At 62.2% G+C, this 16,615-nt stretch carries 13 protein-coding genes; 5 read left to right on the top strand and 8 right to left on the bottom strand.

Annotated elements, in window-relative coordinates:
• The 3 genes from ABIB95_RS40225 to ABIB95_RS40215 all read right to left on the bottom strand — a co-directional run bounded on the left by ABIB95_RS40225 (position 1) and on the right by ABIB95_RS40215 (position 3,685).
• Positions 1-675 carry a response regulator transcription factor gene (locus ABIB95_RS40225; RefSeq protein WP_028146749.1) on the bottom strand — a complete coding sequence of 225 codons (675 nt, stop codon included), beginning with the start codon at positions 673-675 and terminating at the stop codon, positions 1-3.
• Between the two features lie 161 nt (positions 676-836).
• Positions 837-1,790 carry an ABC transporter substrate-binding protein gene (locus ABIB95_RS40220; protein ID WP_502917923.1) on the bottom strand — a complete coding sequence of 318 codons (954 nt, stop codon included), beginning with the start codon at positions 1,788-1,790 and terminating at the stop codon, positions 837-839.
• Between the two features lie 131 nt (positions 1,791-1,921).
• Complete coding sequence (locus ABIB95_RS40215; RefSeq protein WP_354112999.1) at positions 1,922-3,685, bottom strand: cache domain-containing protein; 1,764 nt, start codon at positions 3,683-3,685, stop codon at positions 1,922-1,924.
• A 464-nt stretch (positions 3,686-4,149) separates the two neighbouring features.
• Here ABIB95_RS40215 and ABIB95_RS40210 point away from each other — a divergent pair, with 464 nt between their 5' ends.
• The 3 genes from ABIB95_RS40210 (at position 4,150) to ABIB95_RS40200 (ending at position 10,350) form a co-directional block, all read left to right on the top strand.
• Positions 4,150-5,007: a metal-dependent phosphohydrolase gene (locus tag ABIB95_RS40210; protein WP_085404874.1), complete on the top strand. Its 858-nt coding sequence runs from the start codon at positions 4,150-4,152 to the stop codon at positions 5,005-5,007.
• Positions 5,008-5,696: 689 nt separating this feature from the next.
• A complete protein-coding gene (locus ABIB95_RS40205; protein WP_354248209.1) occupies positions 5,697-7,202 on the top strand; it encodes a sulfatase-like hydrolase/transferase in 1,506 nt (501 codons plus the stop codon).
• Positions 7,203-7,290: 88 nt separating this feature from the next.
• On the top strand, positions 7,291-10,350 hold the full coding sequence (locus ABIB95_RS40200; RefSeq protein ID WP_354248207.1) for an amidohydrolase family protein: 3,060 nt from the start codon (positions 7,291-7,293) through the stop codon (positions 10,348-10,350).
• A gap of 137 nt (positions 10,351-10,487) precedes the next feature.
• Here ABIB95_RS40200 and ABIB95_RS40195 read toward each other — a convergent pair whose 3' ends face one another.
• A complete protein-coding gene (locus tag ABIB95_RS40195; RefSeq protein WP_094184481.1) occupies positions 10,488-10,898 on the bottom strand; it encodes a MarC family protein in 411 nt (136 codons plus the stop codon).
• Here ABIB95_RS40195 and ABIB95_RS40190 point away from each other — a divergent pair.
• Both ABIB95_RS40190 and ABIB95_RS40185 read left to right on the top strand, forming a co-directional pair.
• Positions 10,890-11,063, top strand: coding sequence for a hypothetical protein (locus ABIB95_RS40190; protein WP_354248204.1), 174 nt, complete (start codon positions 10,890-10,892; stop codon positions 11,061-11,063). The genes ABIB95_RS40195 and ABIB95_RS40190 overlap by 9 nt on opposite strands.
• Positions 11,064-11,258: 195 nt before the next feature.
• Positions 11,259-12,413 (top strand): SphA family protein, encoded by a 1,155-nt coding sequence (locus ABIB95_RS40185; protein WP_354248202.1) that lies wholly within the window; start codon positions 11,259-11,261, stop codon positions 12,411-12,413.
• Positions 12,414-12,667: 254 nt separating this feature from the next.
• On the opposite strand, the gene ABIB95_RS40180 is transcribed toward ABIB95_RS40185, so the two are convergent.
• From ABIB95_RS40180 to ABIB95_RS40165, 4 genes are all read right to left on the bottom strand, one after another.
• Positions 12,668-13,015: a YunG family protein gene (locus ABIB95_RS40180; protein ID WP_354248200.1), complete on the bottom strand. Its 348-nt coding sequence runs from the start codon at positions 13,013-13,015 to the stop codon at positions 12,668-12,670.
• 522 nt (positions 13,016-13,537) lie between these two features.
• On the bottom strand, positions 13,538-14,629 hold the full coding sequence (locus ABIB95_RS40175; RefSeq protein WP_014496209.1) for a TRAP transporter substrate-binding protein: 1,092 nt from the start codon (positions 14,627-14,629) through the stop codon (positions 13,538-13,540).
• A gap of 193 nt (positions 14,630-14,822) precedes the next feature.
• Positions 14,823-15,965: an Mrp/NBP35 family ATP-binding protein gene (locus ABIB95_RS40170; RefSeq protein ID WP_071915181.1), complete on the bottom strand. Its 1,143-nt coding sequence runs from the start codon at positions 15,963-15,965 to the stop codon at positions 14,823-14,825.
• A gap of 108 nt (positions 15,966-16,073) precedes the next feature.
• On the bottom strand, positions 16,074-16,511 hold the full coding sequence (locus ABIB95_RS40165; RefSeq protein ID WP_063984035.1) for a VOC family protein: 438 nt from the start codon (positions 16,509-16,511) through the stop codon (positions 16,074-16,076).
• Between the last annotated feature and the right edge of the window lie 104 nt (positions 16,512-16,615).

Raw genomic sequence — 16,615 nt, 5'->3', positions numbered from 1 at the left:
CTATTTCTCCTCGGACATGAGATAGCCGACGCCGCGGATGGTGTGGATCACGACCTTGGCGCCGTGTTCAGTGAGCTGCTTGCGCAGCCGCGAGACGTAGACCTCGACCGCGTTGGAGGCGACCTCGCCCTCGAGCCCGAAGATGTGGTCCTCGACGTTCTTCTTCGGCACCACCCGCCCCTGCCGGCGCAGCAGGATCTCCAGCACCGAGGTCTCGCGCGCGGAGATGATCCGCGGCTGGTCGTCGACGAAGATCTGGCGGCTTTCGGTGTCGTAGACGAGATTGGCGAGGCGCAACGAGCGGCCGAGCAGCTGGCCGGGCCGGCGCAGGATCGCCTCCAGCCGCGCCACCAGCTCCTCCATGGCGAACGGCTTCGCCAGATAGTCGTCGGCGCCGCTGCGCAGGCCGCTGACGCGGTCCTGCAGGCCGCCGCGCGCGGTCAGCACCAGCACCGGCAGCGGCTCCATCTGCCGGCGCAGCTCGCGCAGCACCGACAAGCCGTCGCCGTCGGGCAGGCCGAGGTCGAGGATCATCGCAGCGTAGCTCACGCTGCTGACCGCCTCGCGTGCCTCGGCCGCGGTGCTCACGATGTCGCTCTGGTAGCCGGCGGCCGACAGCCCGGCGGCAACGAGCCGCGACAGCTCGACATTGTCCTCGACGATCAGAAGGCGCATCGCAGTCCCGCCGGATGTTCCGGTGCAATCACGGCTCGCGCCGCATCTTCGCTCTCTTCCACCATTCCGGCCGCCTCGGCCAGCGAAAAAGCGCCTGGCAAGCTCGCCCGCGCCCCCTGTCAGGTTCGTGTAAGCCGACCTGGGCACGTTCCCATGATGGCTTACTCGATCACCTCGTCTGCGCCCGCAATGACTGCTGCGGAGAACGGATGGCCGAGCAGTTTCGCTGCCTTCAAATTGACAACGAGCTCCACCTTCGTGACGAGCTCAACTGGAAGATCAGAAGGCTTCTCGCCCGACAGAATGCGTCCGGCATAGATACCCGCGCGACGGTGCGACTGCATGAAATCTCCTCCGTAGCTCATCAAACCTCCAGCCACGGGAAAGTCTCGGGTCTGCGTGATTGCGGGCAATTGATATTTCATCGCGAGAGCCGCCAGCCGGGCACTGCGAAATGCAAAATAAGGGTCGGAGGTAAACACAACTCCGCCTGGCCCGTCCCTGGCAACGGCCGCGAACACGGATTCAAATTCATCCTCCTTGCTTGCGCTATAGATCTGCAGTTGAACCCGCAGGGTTTCTGCGGCCGCCTGAAGCTTCTGCAATTGTGATGGTGCGGTCGGACTTGTCGGGTTGGCGACCACCGCCAATCTGGTCGCCGTGGGCAACAGATCGCGCATCAGCTCAAGCCGCTTTGGCGACACATCGACGCTCAGGCTCGATACCCCCGTGATATTTCCGCCCGGCCGCGACAGGCTGTCCACCACGCGTAGCTGAACGGGGTCGCCGCCCATCTCGAACACGATGGTCTTGGTCGTACCCGTACCCTTCGCGGCAAGTGCCACGGGAGCCCCGCCAGGAGCCACGATCAGGTCTACATTTCTGGCGACCAATTCGGCAGCCAGGGCTGGCAATCGAGAATATTGTCCGGCGGCCCACTGAAAGTCGATCGCCACATTGCGCCCCTCGACGAAGCCGGCTTCCTCCAGTCCCTGTCGGAAAGCCTCAAGTCGACTGCCAAAGAGCTCGGGCGACTCCGGGCAAAGATATCCGATGACCGGCATGGAGGGCTTCTGCCCATACGAGACGGTCGTCCACGTCGCGGCGCCTGCCATCCAAAGAAGAAAATCACGCCGTCTGGCGCGTCTGCGTAGCGTTGCTGCTTCAGGGTTGGCGCACCTCATGCCCACGGACCCGCTGCCGTCAGCCGTTTGCCGGAGCATAGCCCCGGATACGCGGACAGTCTCTAGCGGATTGTGCCGGGCATCCCGCGGCCACTCGGCTCGAGAGCCTCGAAAGATATTCCGAAGACTGGAATGGCTTCGTCAAATCCTTTGATCTCGCGGCCCCCGAGATCCTCAACGGGCCGCCTGCCCTTGACGTCGGCGGCGACTTTGGCGTCGATCAGGATTTCCTTGTCTGCGGCAGATGCGCACAGCCGGGCCGCAAGATTCACGACGCTTCCAATGGCGGTGTAGTCGAGCCGGTCCTCGTATCCGATCCGGCCGACAGTCGCCGGCCCGCTGGCAAGGCCGATTCCGAAACCAATGTGGTAGCCACGCGATCGCCAGCCGGCGATGAGGGCTTGCACGTTCGTCTGCATGTCGACGGCGAGATCGATGGCTCTCAATGCAGGCTCTTCGACCGGGACAGGTGCGTTCACCAGCACCATCAGTCCGTCTCCGGAGAAATTGATCAGCGTTGCCTCGAATTTCGTGATGACCCTGCCAAGGCTTTCATAATATTCCGACAGTACGCTCATGACGTCCTCGGGCGCGGCGCCTGCTGAAAACGCGGTGAACCCCCTCAAATCGCAGAAGACAACGACAACTTCCGTACGGCGGCCGTCCAGCACGCTGTCATCGCCGGCTCGATCGACGAGATCGGCGACCTGGGGGGCAAGGAACCGCTTCAGCTTGGCGATGCGCTCCTGGTGCTGCTGCGCCAGCGCCAGCTCGGACGCCATTCTGTTGAAACTGTTTGCAAGACGCTGGAACTCGTCCCCGGTGTGGATTGAGATGCGGTGGTCAAAGGACCCGGCACCAATCCTCTCCGTGCCCTCCTCGAGCAGCTTGATCGGCTCCGTCATCCGGTGCGCCAATGCATAGGCAAGTATCCCTGCGAGCATGGTGCTGATTGCGAGGAGCATTGCCGTCCGCCACAGGGCGGAATAGATCGGCGCGTAAGCTTCGGATAGCGGCTGCACGACCACGACTGTCCAGTCGGGGCCCTGTACGGGAGCAGCGCTGGCGGCAACATAGTGTCCTTGTGCATCCCGGCTCGTTGCGAAGCCCGCTTTCGACCCTATCGCGTCCCGCACAGCCCGAAATGGCTTGGAGGTTGCTTCCTCCGCCCCGCGGAGCACGAGGCTGATGTCGGGATGGGCGATCAGGCGACCCGATCGGTCCAGGACGAAGGCGGAGCCGGTCTTTCCGACCTTGATCGCCGAGATCACGTCCCAAATCAGCTTGAGGTTCACTTCGGCTATGACTGCGCCGACAGCCGGCCGGTTGCCGGCAATCCCGACCGTCAAGTACGGTTCGGAGCCTCGATTGTAGCTGACGTCGCTGAACCAGATCTGAGCTGCGCGGGCACCAACCAGGGCGGGATCGGCTGATCGGTCCGTGCGGCTCTCGATACGATTGAGGCCGATCCGCGAGATGTAGAGACGCTCCAGGCCATTGCCGTCGAGGAGTGTGAGACTGACGATGGCGGGCGCTTGTCGAAGCAGGCGCAACGCGTCGGTCCGCCGGCGTTCGTCGAACTCGTCACTCCATGGAAGCTGAACCAGCCAGCCAAGCTGACTCGTGATGCCGTGGATGAAATCGTGTATTTCGGCGGCCGCGGATGCGGACTGGAGGCTAAGCCACTGGTCGAGCCTCGCGCGCTGATCGCGATAGCCGAACCACGCCTCAATGACGCCGTTGAATGCAAGTGGGATCGCGACAGCCACGAAAAGCGCGAACAGATATTTATGAAAAAGGCCGCGAAACCGATCCTGAGGAATCATGATCCGGTCTCCTGATAATCACATAAATACAATGACTCAGAATAACATGTCGCTCCGCCGTCGGGTGGGGTTCATTCGAACCCGAGCGTACCGGTGCACCCTTCGCGCTTTCTAGGGCGGACCAGCCACGCGGTCTGGCGACAAATTGGCGCCATGGCTGAATTGTCGGCCGATGTCAGCCTCCGGCTGACTGGCCTTCGCGCCGCACGCCGGCTTTTGACCACCCTGAACGGGCGTTGCTGCCGGGCAGACGTAGCATGCGCCGCAGCCACGTTGATCTAGGTCAAGCATCACCCCCGCCTTTGGCCTCACGTCATGTTCAGCCCATTTCAGGCGGCGACGTCGCCTTTCAGTTCGCTGGCGCCCGGCAATTTCCAGCTCGGCGTCGCATTCTTCCAGTGGCCTCCTCTCCCTCCTGATCCTGCAGCAGGCTTATTGGGGGTTCGTCGACGAGGACCTTGCTCATGATAACAATTCCAGAACTGACGTCCCAGGCGCTCGGTGCGTTCCTCATCTCGGAGACAAAAGGCCGCTTCGGCTCATCGCATGCCAGCTTGCCGGAATTGCTCCCTTACGCGGCGAAGCTGGCCCTGGAATGTATCGGCAACAGCGATGCATTGTATCACAACGTGGAGCACACCCTGTTGGTCACGCTGGTGGGGCACGACATCCTGATCGGCCGCTCACTTCTGAGGCAAACCACGGCCAGCGATTACGCTCACTTTATCCTGGCCTGTCTGATCCACGACATCGGCTACGTTCGGGGCGTCATCTACGGAGACCAGGAGGGCGCCTATGTCGTTGATGGTACCGGCCGAACGGTTGAGTTGCCGGTCGGCTCCTCCGATGCAGCGCTTGCGCCCTATCACGTCGATCGCTCAAAATTGTTCGCGGTGGAGCGCCTCGACGCAGTCGACCAGATCGACGCCGCGCGCGTTGCCCAAGCCATCGAATATACCCGCTTTCCCTATACAGACGCACCAACGAGCGAACTCAAGGATGATCTGGACGAGGAAGAAGGTTTGTTGCTGCGCGCTGCTGATCTGATCGGCCAGCTCGGCGATCCGAACTACATGAAGAAATCAAATGCGCTCTTCTATGAATTCGAAGAGATAGGGCTCAACAAATCGCTCGGATACGCCACACCCGCGGACGTGGTGCACAAATATCCGCAGTTCTACTGGACCAAGGTCGCACCGCAAGTCCAGACGGCGATCCGTTATCTGAACGTAACGTCGAGCGGAAGACAATGGATCAGCAGCCTGTATGGCAATGTCTTCCGCGCCGAGCGAGAGGTTAGACTATCTGGCCCGCAGTTGTAGATCGGTGGTCTTGAACGGATTCGAGGCCCCGGTTTTGGAGCTTGAATCACGTCTCGGGCAGCGTCACCAACCCGCAATGGCCGGTCGCGGTCCTGCTAATGCTCTGAACTTACTTCCGCTTACGGCGGCATTGTCGGACTTGCTACTGGCCGACGCCCGTCGCGAATGACCCGCAGCCGACGTTTCGGGCCCGTGAGCGGAAGGTTGATCTAGATCAACAGAAGCGTTGCGGCGTTGTGTCTGGGGTACGCGTCCACAGGGTTCTGACATCTCCATGACGGAGCTTGCAATGACCCGTACCCGTGACATCTCCAAATCAGAAAGCGCGCGCAGGCGCGAACAACTGATGCCACGGCAAATCCGGCCGGGTGTCCCCTCTTCGGGGCCCGGCCGGACATTTGTGCACAAAATCACGTAACTGCATCTCTCGTTACCCGAAGCCTTAACGATGGAGGCTGGGAATGGGCAGAGACCTATCCGTTAATTTGCTGGCATTGTTTTTGGCTGTGACGGGGCCTGCTCCGACATCCGCACAACAACCCCAAAAGCCAAACGTTGTTTTCATTCTCGCCGATAATGTCGGCTACGGCAAAGGCGGCTCGCGTCTGTATGCGCCAAACTCCTGATGGGTACGCTTATCGAGCACGCCCGCTCGTGTTGCATTGTCTAAATGATCACGGAGGTCTCCAATGGCATCGGAACCAACGTTCACCCGACGCGATTTCGGTCTTGCTGGACTGGCTATTGCTGGACTGGCTTTAGGAGCGATGGCGCTCCCTTCTGTCGCGCCCGCCCAGGCTCAGCAGAAGCCGAACATCGTCTTCATCCTGGTCGACAACACTGGCTGGGGCGACTGGAGCTGCTATGGCGGCACGACGCCCACGCCGCGCATCGACAAGCTCGCGAACGAGGGCATTCGTTTCAACAACTACAACGTCGAGGTCCAATGCACACCCACGCGCTCCGCAATCATGACCGGACGCATGCCGGTCCGCTCAGGGACCTACGCCGTGACGCTTGGAGTTCCCTACGGCCTGGCACCCTGGGAATACACCATAGCCAACCTTCTATCCGACGCAGGATACGCTACGGCGTTGTATGGCAAATGGCACCTCGGCGATATTCAAGGGCGTATGCCGAACGACAAAGGCTTCGACGAATGGTGGGGTATCCCGAACACTTGGGACGAAGCCGCGTACACGCAATATCCGACATACAACGCCCTGGTGAAGCAGATGCTCGCCGAGCATAAGGGGCCGGAGCCGCTCGACATTCCTCCCCACATCCTGGAGGGTCGCAAGGGCGAGCCGTCCAGGATAGCGATGGCCCTGGATGAGAACGTCCGTCCCGTCGTGGATGAGAAATACCTTGTCCCCAAGACGATCGACTTCATCAAGCGGAATGCGACCGCGAAGAAGCCGTTCTTCGTTTACCTAGGCTACTCGGAAATGCATCAGCCCGTCATGGCGAATCCGAACTTCAAAGACAAGCCTGGCGGGCTCTACTCCCAAGTCATCGGCGAAATGGATTTCCGCGTCGGGCAAGTCCTCGATGCGATCAAGGAAGCGGGCATCGACGACAACACCATTGTGATTCTCAGCAGCGACAACGGGCCTTACGGTCCGGTATTGGCGGGCGGGGCTGGAGGCTCGAGCGGGCCTTGGCGGGGAAGCTTCTTCATTCCGCCATGGGAGGGAAGCCATCGGACCGCTGGGATGATTCGCTGGCCAGGCAAGGTGCCGGCCGGAGTCGTCACCGACGAGATGCTGGCCGCGACGGACTGGCTACCGACGCTTGCGGCGATCGTGGGCGCATCGAACCTGGTGCCGAAGGATCGGCCGATCGACGGCATCGATGCCTCAGCGTTCATGCTGGGTAAAAGCCAAACCACCGGTCGCGATTACTACATGTTCTTTGGACCCGACGCCAAGCTCATGTCCCTCAAGTGGAAAAACTTCAAGACGATCCTCCGCTATTCCAAGGGAATCGATGAGCCCATCGTCGAGCCGCAGGCGCCGATGACGTACGATCTGAGCAGCGATCCGCAGGAGATGTATAACCTCTTCGCCACCGTCCAGACGAACGGTTGGATATTTCTGCCCTTGTACCGCGAAATCGCCAAGTACGAGGAGAGCGTGAAGCAATACCCGAACCTCAAGGTGGGCGAAGATTTCAAGGGCTATGGGAGGAAATGAGGGCGATCGAACGTACAGCAAGGGAGGATCACAAATGTGCCAATGGTGCTTGTGCTCGAACCTTTCGCGGCCGTCGAGAAGGCGTTTTTTGGCTTCGATTGGCGCATCGGCTGCTGCTGTTACCCTCGCGGGACCAGCCGCTTTCAGCGCCTCTGCCGTAGCACAAGATGTCAAAGATCCCCCAACGCGGTCGATCACAATCTCAACCAAAGAGGTTACGGATCCCGACGCGGCGGTTTCGCCTGACGGGCGCTGGCTGGTCTTCACCGCGCTGGGTCACCTGTTTCAGCTGCCGACCACGGGTGGTGCGGCGAAGCAGCTGACTTTCGGCCCGTACTACGATTCAGCGCCGGCGATCTCGCCCGACGGAACGAGCGTGGCGTTCATTTCCGACCGGGAGACCCTAAGCCAGGGCAACGTCTTCGTCCTCGATATCGCGAGCGGCCGAATCCGCCGGCTAACCAACGAATTCTGGGCCGACCGGCCGGCATGGTCGCCCGACGGCAAGAGCATTGCCTTTCTCAGCTATGAGCTGCTCGGACCCACGGGCGATTACTGGTTTGTCGTCCCTAAAGGGCTGAGGAGTCAGGTTCGACGGGTCGGCGTCGCGGACGGCAAGGTCGCGGTGTTGTCGGAACCCGGCTTTGCGCGGGCCGTCGCGTTTCTCACCGACGGTCGCCCGGTCTGGTCGGAGGTCGAGCTCGATAGCGAAAAGGAACCCGCCGTGAGCCGGCTCGCAGTGGCGACCCAGGCGGGCCCGCCGACGACCGCGCTCATGGTTGAAGGCGTGGTGGACCGGATCGGCGTCGATCCCGGCGGCCTCTATCTCCGACTCTACGAGGTCGCGTCTCCACTGAAGAACCTTTTTCCGCAGCGTGAACGACTGGCTTATCTGCCGCTGGGTCGGGGCCGCGCCGACCAGACGGTGACCGGCCTGTTGAGCGGGCCGGAACGTTCGGCGCAGGGAGTCGAGGACCGCGGCGAGGGCGCGCGCGTTTATCCAGCGCAACTTTCGAATCCGATGCCGCGACCGGCGTTTGGCGTCGCCAACGGCTCCATCTACCTCGGCGACCGAGGCAAGCTGTGGCGTGTAGACGCAGCCACCGGCAAGCGCGACGAGATCGCCTTCTCGGCGGAGATCACCTTCGACTTCTTGCCGGGATCGCCGCCGCCCGCTTACACAAATCGAAATCCCGCCTCGCCCACGAGCATCCTCACTCCTCGCCTCGCTCCGGACGGCGCAAGCGTGATCTTCACTGCCGGCGGCTTCCTGTGGCGGCAGACGTTTGCCGGAGGCGAGACCCGGCGGCTGCTCGACACCGGCGGCTTCGAGTGGGGTCCGGCGGCCCTCTCGCCTGACGGCAAGAAGCTCGCCTATCAATTGAGCGAAGGGGCCGACCAGCAGCTTCGAGTCGTGGACCTCGCGACCGGCCGAAACCAGGTGCTGATCTCTCAACCTCGCACCGGGCGCTACCAGCCCGCCTGGAGCCCGGACGGCACCCGGCTCGTTTACGCATACTACGAGCACCGGGCGCACGGGCCGAAGGTGCCGTGCGTTTACCTCGCGGATCTCGCCAGCGGCAAACGCCGCAAGCTGGCGGACGGAAATCCCCGTTGGACGCCTTCCCCACACTTCTCGGGCGACGGGAAGTCGGTCTATTTCACTGCCGATGGACAAGTGCATCGCTACCCGATCGAGACACCCGGCGCCGGCCAACCGATCACCGAGTTCACGGAGTTCGCGGCGGACGCGCAGGTTTCACCGGACGGCAAGCGGCTCGCCTTCCGCCGCAACGACGAGATCTGGATGGCGCCGCTCGGGGCGCATCGCGTCAGGCAGGACGAGACGTTCCGGCTTTCCCCGAGGGGCGGACACAATTTCGCCTTCACGCCTGACGGTGCCTCGCTCGTCTACTCGAGCGGGGCCGACGTGTGGCTCCATCCTCTTAAGGATGGCGGACAGAAACAAATCCCTATCCAGCTCAAATTCTCGACAGAACCTCCACCACCGGTACTGCTCCGCAACGTGCGTGTCCTGGATTTCAAGGTTGGTGGCTTCACTGAGGGCACGTCGCTTCTGGTCGAGGACGGCCGGATCCAGTGGATCGGAAGCGAGGCGGGCCACACGCTACCGGCAAACCTGAACGTGGTGGACGGCGGCGGACGGTTCGCCATTCCCGGCCTGTTCGACGTGCACACGCACACCGCAACCCCCATCCATCCCCAATCGGCTCGCGACGTCAGCCATATGGAGCTCTGGATCGCGTACGGGGTCACCTCGGTGGGAGACATGGGCAGCGACCTGAGCACGCTCAACGCCTGGGCGGATCGCCGCACGGCCTTCGGGGCGCCCGTGCCGCGAATCTTTTCGTACGGCAGCATGATCGAGGCGATGCCCTTCATCTTTGGCGGCTCCGCCTTCATCGCCTCCGACGAGCAGGCGCGAGAGGTCGTGCGCGTGGAGAAAGGAGAAGGCGCCGTCGGCTTGAAGTCCTATTTCACCTTGCCGTGGTCGTTGCATCACGCGATAGCTCGCGCAGCGGTCCAGGAGGGGCTGCCCGTCCGAGCCCACGCGTTCGCCCGGGAGGAAGCGATCCGGGGAGTCCTCCTCGGCCACGAGGGCGTGGAACACATGCTTTCCGTCAACATGTACTACGACGATATCCTGAAGCTTTTCGCCGCGGCGGGGACGCGTTGGACGCCGACCTTGCCGGTCATGTTCGCGTTTATCCCCGAAGCCGCGCCGGTCCGGACCGCCATGATCGATACGGTAAAGCGCGCCTATAGAAATGGCGTGCAGCTCCTTCCCGGTACGGACTCACTGAATCTCCGGGATGAGTACGGCCAGGCGGTCCATGCCGAGCTCCAGAATTTCGCGCAGGCGGGAATCCCGCCGCTCGAAGTGCTGCGCATCGCGACCCAGCACAGCGCCGCGATGGTGGGTGCGGACAAGCTCCTGGGCAGCCTGGAGCCGGGCAAGCTGGCGGATATCGTGCTGCTCGAGGGCAACCCCCTGGACAACATTGCGAACACGCTGACGGTGTGGAGGGTGCTCCTCGGCGGCAGGGTGTTCGAAGAACCTCAGCCGCTAACCGCAAACGGCGGCGAAGATGTAAGCACCTCGGATGATCCGCATTCGGGTCATTGATGCGACCTCGGCGGGCGCTTCTCGGGCGCCATGCCGTGCGTACGCATACACAATTCGTCTTTCGCACCCTTCACCGGACCAAGGGCCAGCGCGGCCTCGATGGGTTGGAGACATGCTTGAGAGGGTTGGTGCGGCGGCTACGCTACAGCCGGGCGGCGACACCTGGAACTAAATCGACGATGAAGGTGGCGGACATGGGCAGTGACATCGGCACGCTTGGAGCCCTGATCCACGCCGCCAGACGGAATCACGCCACCGGAAGGCGACGGTGAAAATAGCTCAAACCCGATCTTCATCAGGATAATTCCGCCGACGATACGGACCATGCTCAGCGGTACGCCGAACAAGCGCAGGATCAGCGTTCCGAAGATCAGAAAAAAGAGAGACAGCAGCAGCGCATAGAGGCAGGCTTTCCAAGCCACCTGGCGATGGGTGGCTGCGTCCCGGCCTTCCAGCATCTTCAGATAGACCGGCAGGACCTCGAAGGGATTTATGATCGCGAGCAATGTCGCAAACGTGCCCACGAACAACGAGAGTTCATGACCCATCGACCTTATTCCTCTCGCGGCGACATCATCGCGCTCGGGCTCAAATCGCGGACGGGGCTGCTGCTCACCCAGCCGGCGTATGCGCGCGAGACGAAAGTGCTCGGCGGCCAGGTGTCGTTCGGGACTCGGGTTCGGCTACAGTATACAGGATTTCAAGCAGGCTAAGGAGACGTTGGATGCCGCGCTATGCATGTTAGGCAAAATAGCAAGCGCTTTGTCGGGCAACTTGGCATTGACGCAATTCATGCAGCTCGACGGGCGGACGCATTAGGATCCGTAGCTGTGGTGCACGAGACACAGTCTCGTAGCAAAAAGCAACCGAGGAAAGATTTGCCGATTTTCGCGTAGACGAGCCGGTGCGTGCGCGCTTTCCTACCCGTGCGCCCGCACACCCGGGTGTCCTTTGGCATCATGGCCGGTGGGACACGAAAGGGAGGACGGCAGATGCAGCGTAGTAGATCGTGGCCGAGTCCTGGTTCTTGGCAGCAGCTGGGTGTCTGCGCGCTTGCCGTCTTCCTAACGCTATTCGCTCAATGTGCCAGGGCCGATGAAAGCGGCGTTTCGTTCTGGATTCCCGGCCAGTTTGGCAGCCTTGCAGCCGTCCCGACGACGCCTGGCTGGTCGCTGGGGACAGTCTACTACCACACGTCGGTAGCCGCATCCGGCGGCGTCGCCGCCGCCAGGGAAATTCAGATCGGCCGCTTTGCGCCGACCGTCAATGTCAGCCTGAACGCGAACCTCAATTCGCCAGCCGATCTCGTATTCCTGTCGCCGACCTACACCTTTGCCACGCCAGTGTTGGGCGGCCAATTCTCGGCCGGGGTGACAGGAATATTCGGCAGGGTCGAGACGAGCATCGCGGGCACGCTGACGACCGCGGTCGGCCCGACCGCGGTGCAGCGCACGGGCACCATATCAGACTCGCTCACATCGGTGGGTGATCTCTATCCGATGCTGACGCTCAAGTGGAATAATGGCGTCAACAACTGGATGACTTACCTGACCGGAGATATTCCGGTCGGAGCCTATGATCCGAACCGGCTCTCCAACCTCGGGATTGGTCACGGCGCAATCGATGGTGGTGGAGGTTACACCTATCTCAATTCAGTGACGGGGCACGAATTTTCCGCAGTGGCCGGCTTCACCTACAACTTCAAGAACCCGGACACGCAATATCAAAGCGGAATCGATTTCCATCTCGACTGGGGTGCGTCGCAGTTCCTCTCAAAGCAGTTTTTTGTGGGCCTCGTCGGCTATGCCTATCAGCAGGTGACTGCAGATTCCGGTCAACACCCAATTCTGGGACCTTTCAAATCCCGTGTTCTCGGGATCGGGCCCCAAGCGGGCTACATTTTTCCGATTGGAAAGATGCAGGGATATTTGAACCTGAAGGGCTACGGCGAATTCGATGCGGCAAACAGGCCGTCGGGGTGGAATACCTGGCTGACGTTCGCGATCTCGGAGGCGCCGCCTGAAAGTACGGTGACGCCGACCAGGCATCGGGTGACCAAGTGAGCGGCCATTGACCTCGTGAACCCGACTGCCGCCTTGGCAGGTCACGCAAGTCGAACGCCGCAGCATCGCAGTTACAACGCGTGATTGCGGCGAGCCCGGTTACCCGAATGACCCGGGCAAAAGGTCCCCGCACATCGAGAGAGAGGGCGGCTTCCGCTTCTGGCCCATGGCGTCATTTCGCTCCGACGCGGAATTTGATCGCTGCCGGGGCATAGCGGACTCTCGCGAGCCGTCAGCTCGGCCGATTTATGGGTTCACGGCCTAGTACGGTGCCGCAGAAAAGCGGCTCTGAGTTCGGCCAGTTGGTCGCTCGTTGCTCCCAGCTCTGCGTCGGCTCGATCTGTGAGCAAGTCGACGTAGGCAATCGGCTGATCGAACTGGCTCGCCGTGAAGTCATACCGCCGGCCTTCGATCCGATTGTAGAAATGATCGGCCGCCGGCAGAGGCGTTTTCAGCAGCTCGCCGCCGAAGAGTTCGTGAACGAGCAGCGCCGTGACGTTGCACTGCCCTGCCGCCGGATTGTTCGGCGTCCATTGGCTGGAAGTCGACAGCGACCATGCCTTGCGCAGCGCGCGTTGAACCTCATCGGGATCGAAGCTCATCGTCACCTCACGGGATCGGCACCGAAGCGCCAATTTCGGATTATGCGATGCTAGCTTTTTGCCACTGTTTTGCCCGACGTGTCAAACGGGTTCGTTGCTGGGTTGAGCCCAACTCCATCCACCCGTCATTGCGAGCGTAGCGACTTGTCCGCCGAAGCCTCGGCGAAGGCGGAAGCAATCCAGAGTCCATCCGCGGTGACAGTCTGGATTGCTTCTTCGCAAGGGCTCTTCGCAATGACGATGCGGGAACGGACGCGCGGCAAATGACGATGTCATTCCAGATGCCGCGATCAGGCAAAATCGCCGCGTTGGCCCCGGTTGCGCGACGATTGCCCCTTCCTGCTGATTTGCCCCAACGGTCCAAATGGTTGGCAGCATTCACAGGGCAACCTGCCCTCATCGCGCTTCTACTGTGCATGGGGTTGTTTTTCATATTTTTGTTTGGGCGGCCGCTGGCGACAAAGAAAAAGCCCGGCCTCGCGAACGAGGCCGGGCTCTGTCGTCTTGCGACGTTTCGAAAGATCAGCCGCGGGTGCGCGAGCGGATCATGAAGCTGTCGTAGGTGTATTCGGCGACCTGCCACCACAGATATTCGTCGGAGCGGTAGGCCTGCATGGCGTCGATCGACTTCTTGAAGTCGGGGTTCTTGGCCGAGATCTCGCCCCACAGCTCGTTGGTCGACTTGAGGCAGGCCTCGAGCACTTCGTTGGTGAAGGGACGAAGCTGGGTGCCGCCGGCGACCAGACGCTTCAGCGCCGCCGGGTTCTGCATGTCGTAGCGCGCGGCCATCCAGCTGTTGGCGTTGGCCATCGCGTTGGTGAGGATCGCCTGGTAGTTCTTCGGCAGCGAATTCCACTTGTCCAAATTGGTGAAGGCGTGGACGGTCGGACCGCCTTCCCAGAAGCCGGGATAGTAGTAGTACTTGGCGACCTTGGCGAAGCCGAGCTTCTCGTCATCGTAGGGGCCGACCCACTCGGCGGCGTCGATGGTGCCCTTCTCCAGTGCCGGATAGATGTCGCCGCCGGCGAGCTGCTGCGGCACGACGCCGACCTTCTGGAGCACCTGGCCGGCGATGCCGCCGATGCGCATCTTGAGGCCGGAGAGGTCCGCAACGGTCTTGATCTCCTTGCGGAACCAGCCGCCCATCTGGGTGCCGGTGTTGCCGCAGGGCTGACCGATCACGTTCGACTTCTTGAAGAACTCGTTGCCGAGTTGCTCGCCGCCGCCCTGGTACCACCAGGAGTTCTGCTGGCGCGCGTTGAGGCCGAACGGCACCGAGGCGTAGATCGCCCAGGTCGGGTCCTTGCCGACATAGTAGTAGGAGACGGTGTGGCACATCTCGACCGTGCCGTTCGAGGTCGCGTCGAGCGCCTGGAGGCCGGGGACGATTTCGCCGGCGGCGAACACCTGGATCTGGAATTTGTTGTCGGTCATCTCGGCGACGTACTTCGCCAGCTGCTCGCCACCGCCATAGATGGTGTCGAGCGACTTCGGGAAGCTCGACGTCAGGCGCCACTTGATCTCGGGCATGGACTGCGCGATCGCCGGCGAGGCCACCGCGGCGGTCGCCGCCGCGCCTGCTGCCGACACTTTCAGGAAATCACGACGCTTCATCTTCAGGTCTCTCCTTGTTGGGGCGTTTCCCCTAAACTTCCTCGTTGTCGCCGCTCGTTCCGGCGACGCGTTTTTGTCGCGTCGAACCGAAGGGGCTTGACTGCCGTGGCCTTTAACACGGAAGCCCCGCTTTCGGAACGCGACAATGGCATGACGGGGCTCTACGAAAGTCGCATGTCCCCAAAAGACCGGCTCAGGCCGCGGCGATAACGCCTTTGAGCTGGTCCCGGACCTGCCCCGCAATGGCGCGATAGATCGCCGCATGAGGGCCGTCCGGCTCGCTGTCGACCACGGGATTACCGGCATCCGAGGTGGCGCGAATCGCCATGTGCAGGGGGATCTCGCCCAGGAACGGTACCCCGAGCTTCTCGGCCTCGTGGCGCGCGCCGCCATGGCCGAAAATATCCGATTTCGTGCCGCAATGCGGGCACTGGAAGTAGCTCATGTTCTCGACGATGCCGAGAACGGGCACGTTGACCTTCCTGAACATCGCAAGCCCCCGCCTTGCATCGATCAGGGACAGGTCCTGCGGGGTCGAGACGATCACGGCGCCCTTGAGCGGCACGTTCTGCGCCAGCGTGAGCTGGGCATCGCCGGTGCCCGGCGGCATGTCGACCACGAGTACGTCGAGGCTCCCCCATGCGACGTCGCGCAGCATCTGCGTCACCGCCGACATCACCATCGGACCTCGCCAGATCATCGCGGTCTCTTCCTCCACCAGGAAGCCGATCGACATGATGGCGAGGCCAAAACGCTTGAGCGGAATCATCTTGCGCTCGCCGTCCAGCGCCGGCTTCTCGTGGAGGCCCGTCAACCGCGGCACCGAGGGGCCGTAGATGTCGGCATCGAGCAGCCCGACCCTGAGGCCGAGGTCGCGCAGGCCCAGCGCCAGGTTGAGCGCGGTGGTCGACTTGCCGACGCCGCCCTTGCCCGAGGCAACCGCGATCACGGCAGCGACACCCGGAATCTCGGACTGGCGAGCCATCGGCGATTGGGCGCCGCCCTGCGGCGGTGGCTTGTGGGCGTGGACCGGCTGCACGCCCGGCGTGCCGCGGCTCGGCGTTGGCGGCGGAGGTGGCGCGGCGCCCGGCTTGCGCTCGGCGGTCAGCGCCACCATCACGGTGGTGACGCCGGGAATGGCGCGCACGGCGGCTTCGGCTTCGGCCCGGACGGATTCCCAGGCCCGCGCCTCGGCGGCATCGACGTTGATCGAGAAGAACACCTTGCCGTCGGCCGCGCTGATCGCGCTCAGCACATTGGCATTGGTGAGCGCGACCCCGCGGGGCGACTTGATCCTGGCGAGGCTGTCGAGAACCTGTTGCTGCGTCACGCTCAAAGCGCATCTCCTGAACAGAGCATGATCCGGAAAAGTGTGGAGCGGCTTTCCGATCAGATCACGCTCAAGGCTTGAGGATGCCCCATTAGAGCGGAAACGGCCAAAAGGCTACTGCTTGCCGATATCGTCTGCCATCTCCGCGGGGGCAGCCCCCTGCTCCGCAGCGGCCTCGTAATTGAGCTCGATCATGACCCCGTTGGGGTCGTGGACGAAGATCTGCCAGAGGTCGCCGCCGGGCACCTGGCGGGAGTCGAATTTCATGCCCTTGGACGTCAGCCGCTGCTTCATGCCGTCGAACCCGCGGCTGACGAAGGCGACATGGTGGACAACGCCGGAATCCGGCTTTTGTGGCTCCGAGGTCGGGGAAATATCGACGAGGTGCACCACCGCCTTGCCCTCGCTGTACATCCAGGCCCCCGGGAAGGCGAAATCGGGCCGGGCGCCTTTTTCCAGGCCCAGCACGTCCTCATAGAAGCGGACCGTCTCGGCCAGATTCCGGGTCCGGATGTTGAAATGATCGAGGACACCAACGCTCACGCCGCCCATGCTTTCGCTCCCTTTTTTTATGTAGGATCTTAAGTCCCGCCATCCTAGCACAGGCGGCTGCCAAACGAAGCCGTTGCCCTCTGGCCTCAAGGGTTTATGGTGCG

Origin of the sequence: Bradyrhizobium sp. LA2.1 (assembly GCF_040547725.1) — a bacterium.
GTDB lineage: Bacteria > Pseudomonadota > Alphaproteobacteria > Rhizobiales > Xanthobacteraceae > Bradyrhizobium > Bradyrhizobium barranii.
This window is presented reverse-complemented; position numbering and strand designations above follow the sequence as displayed.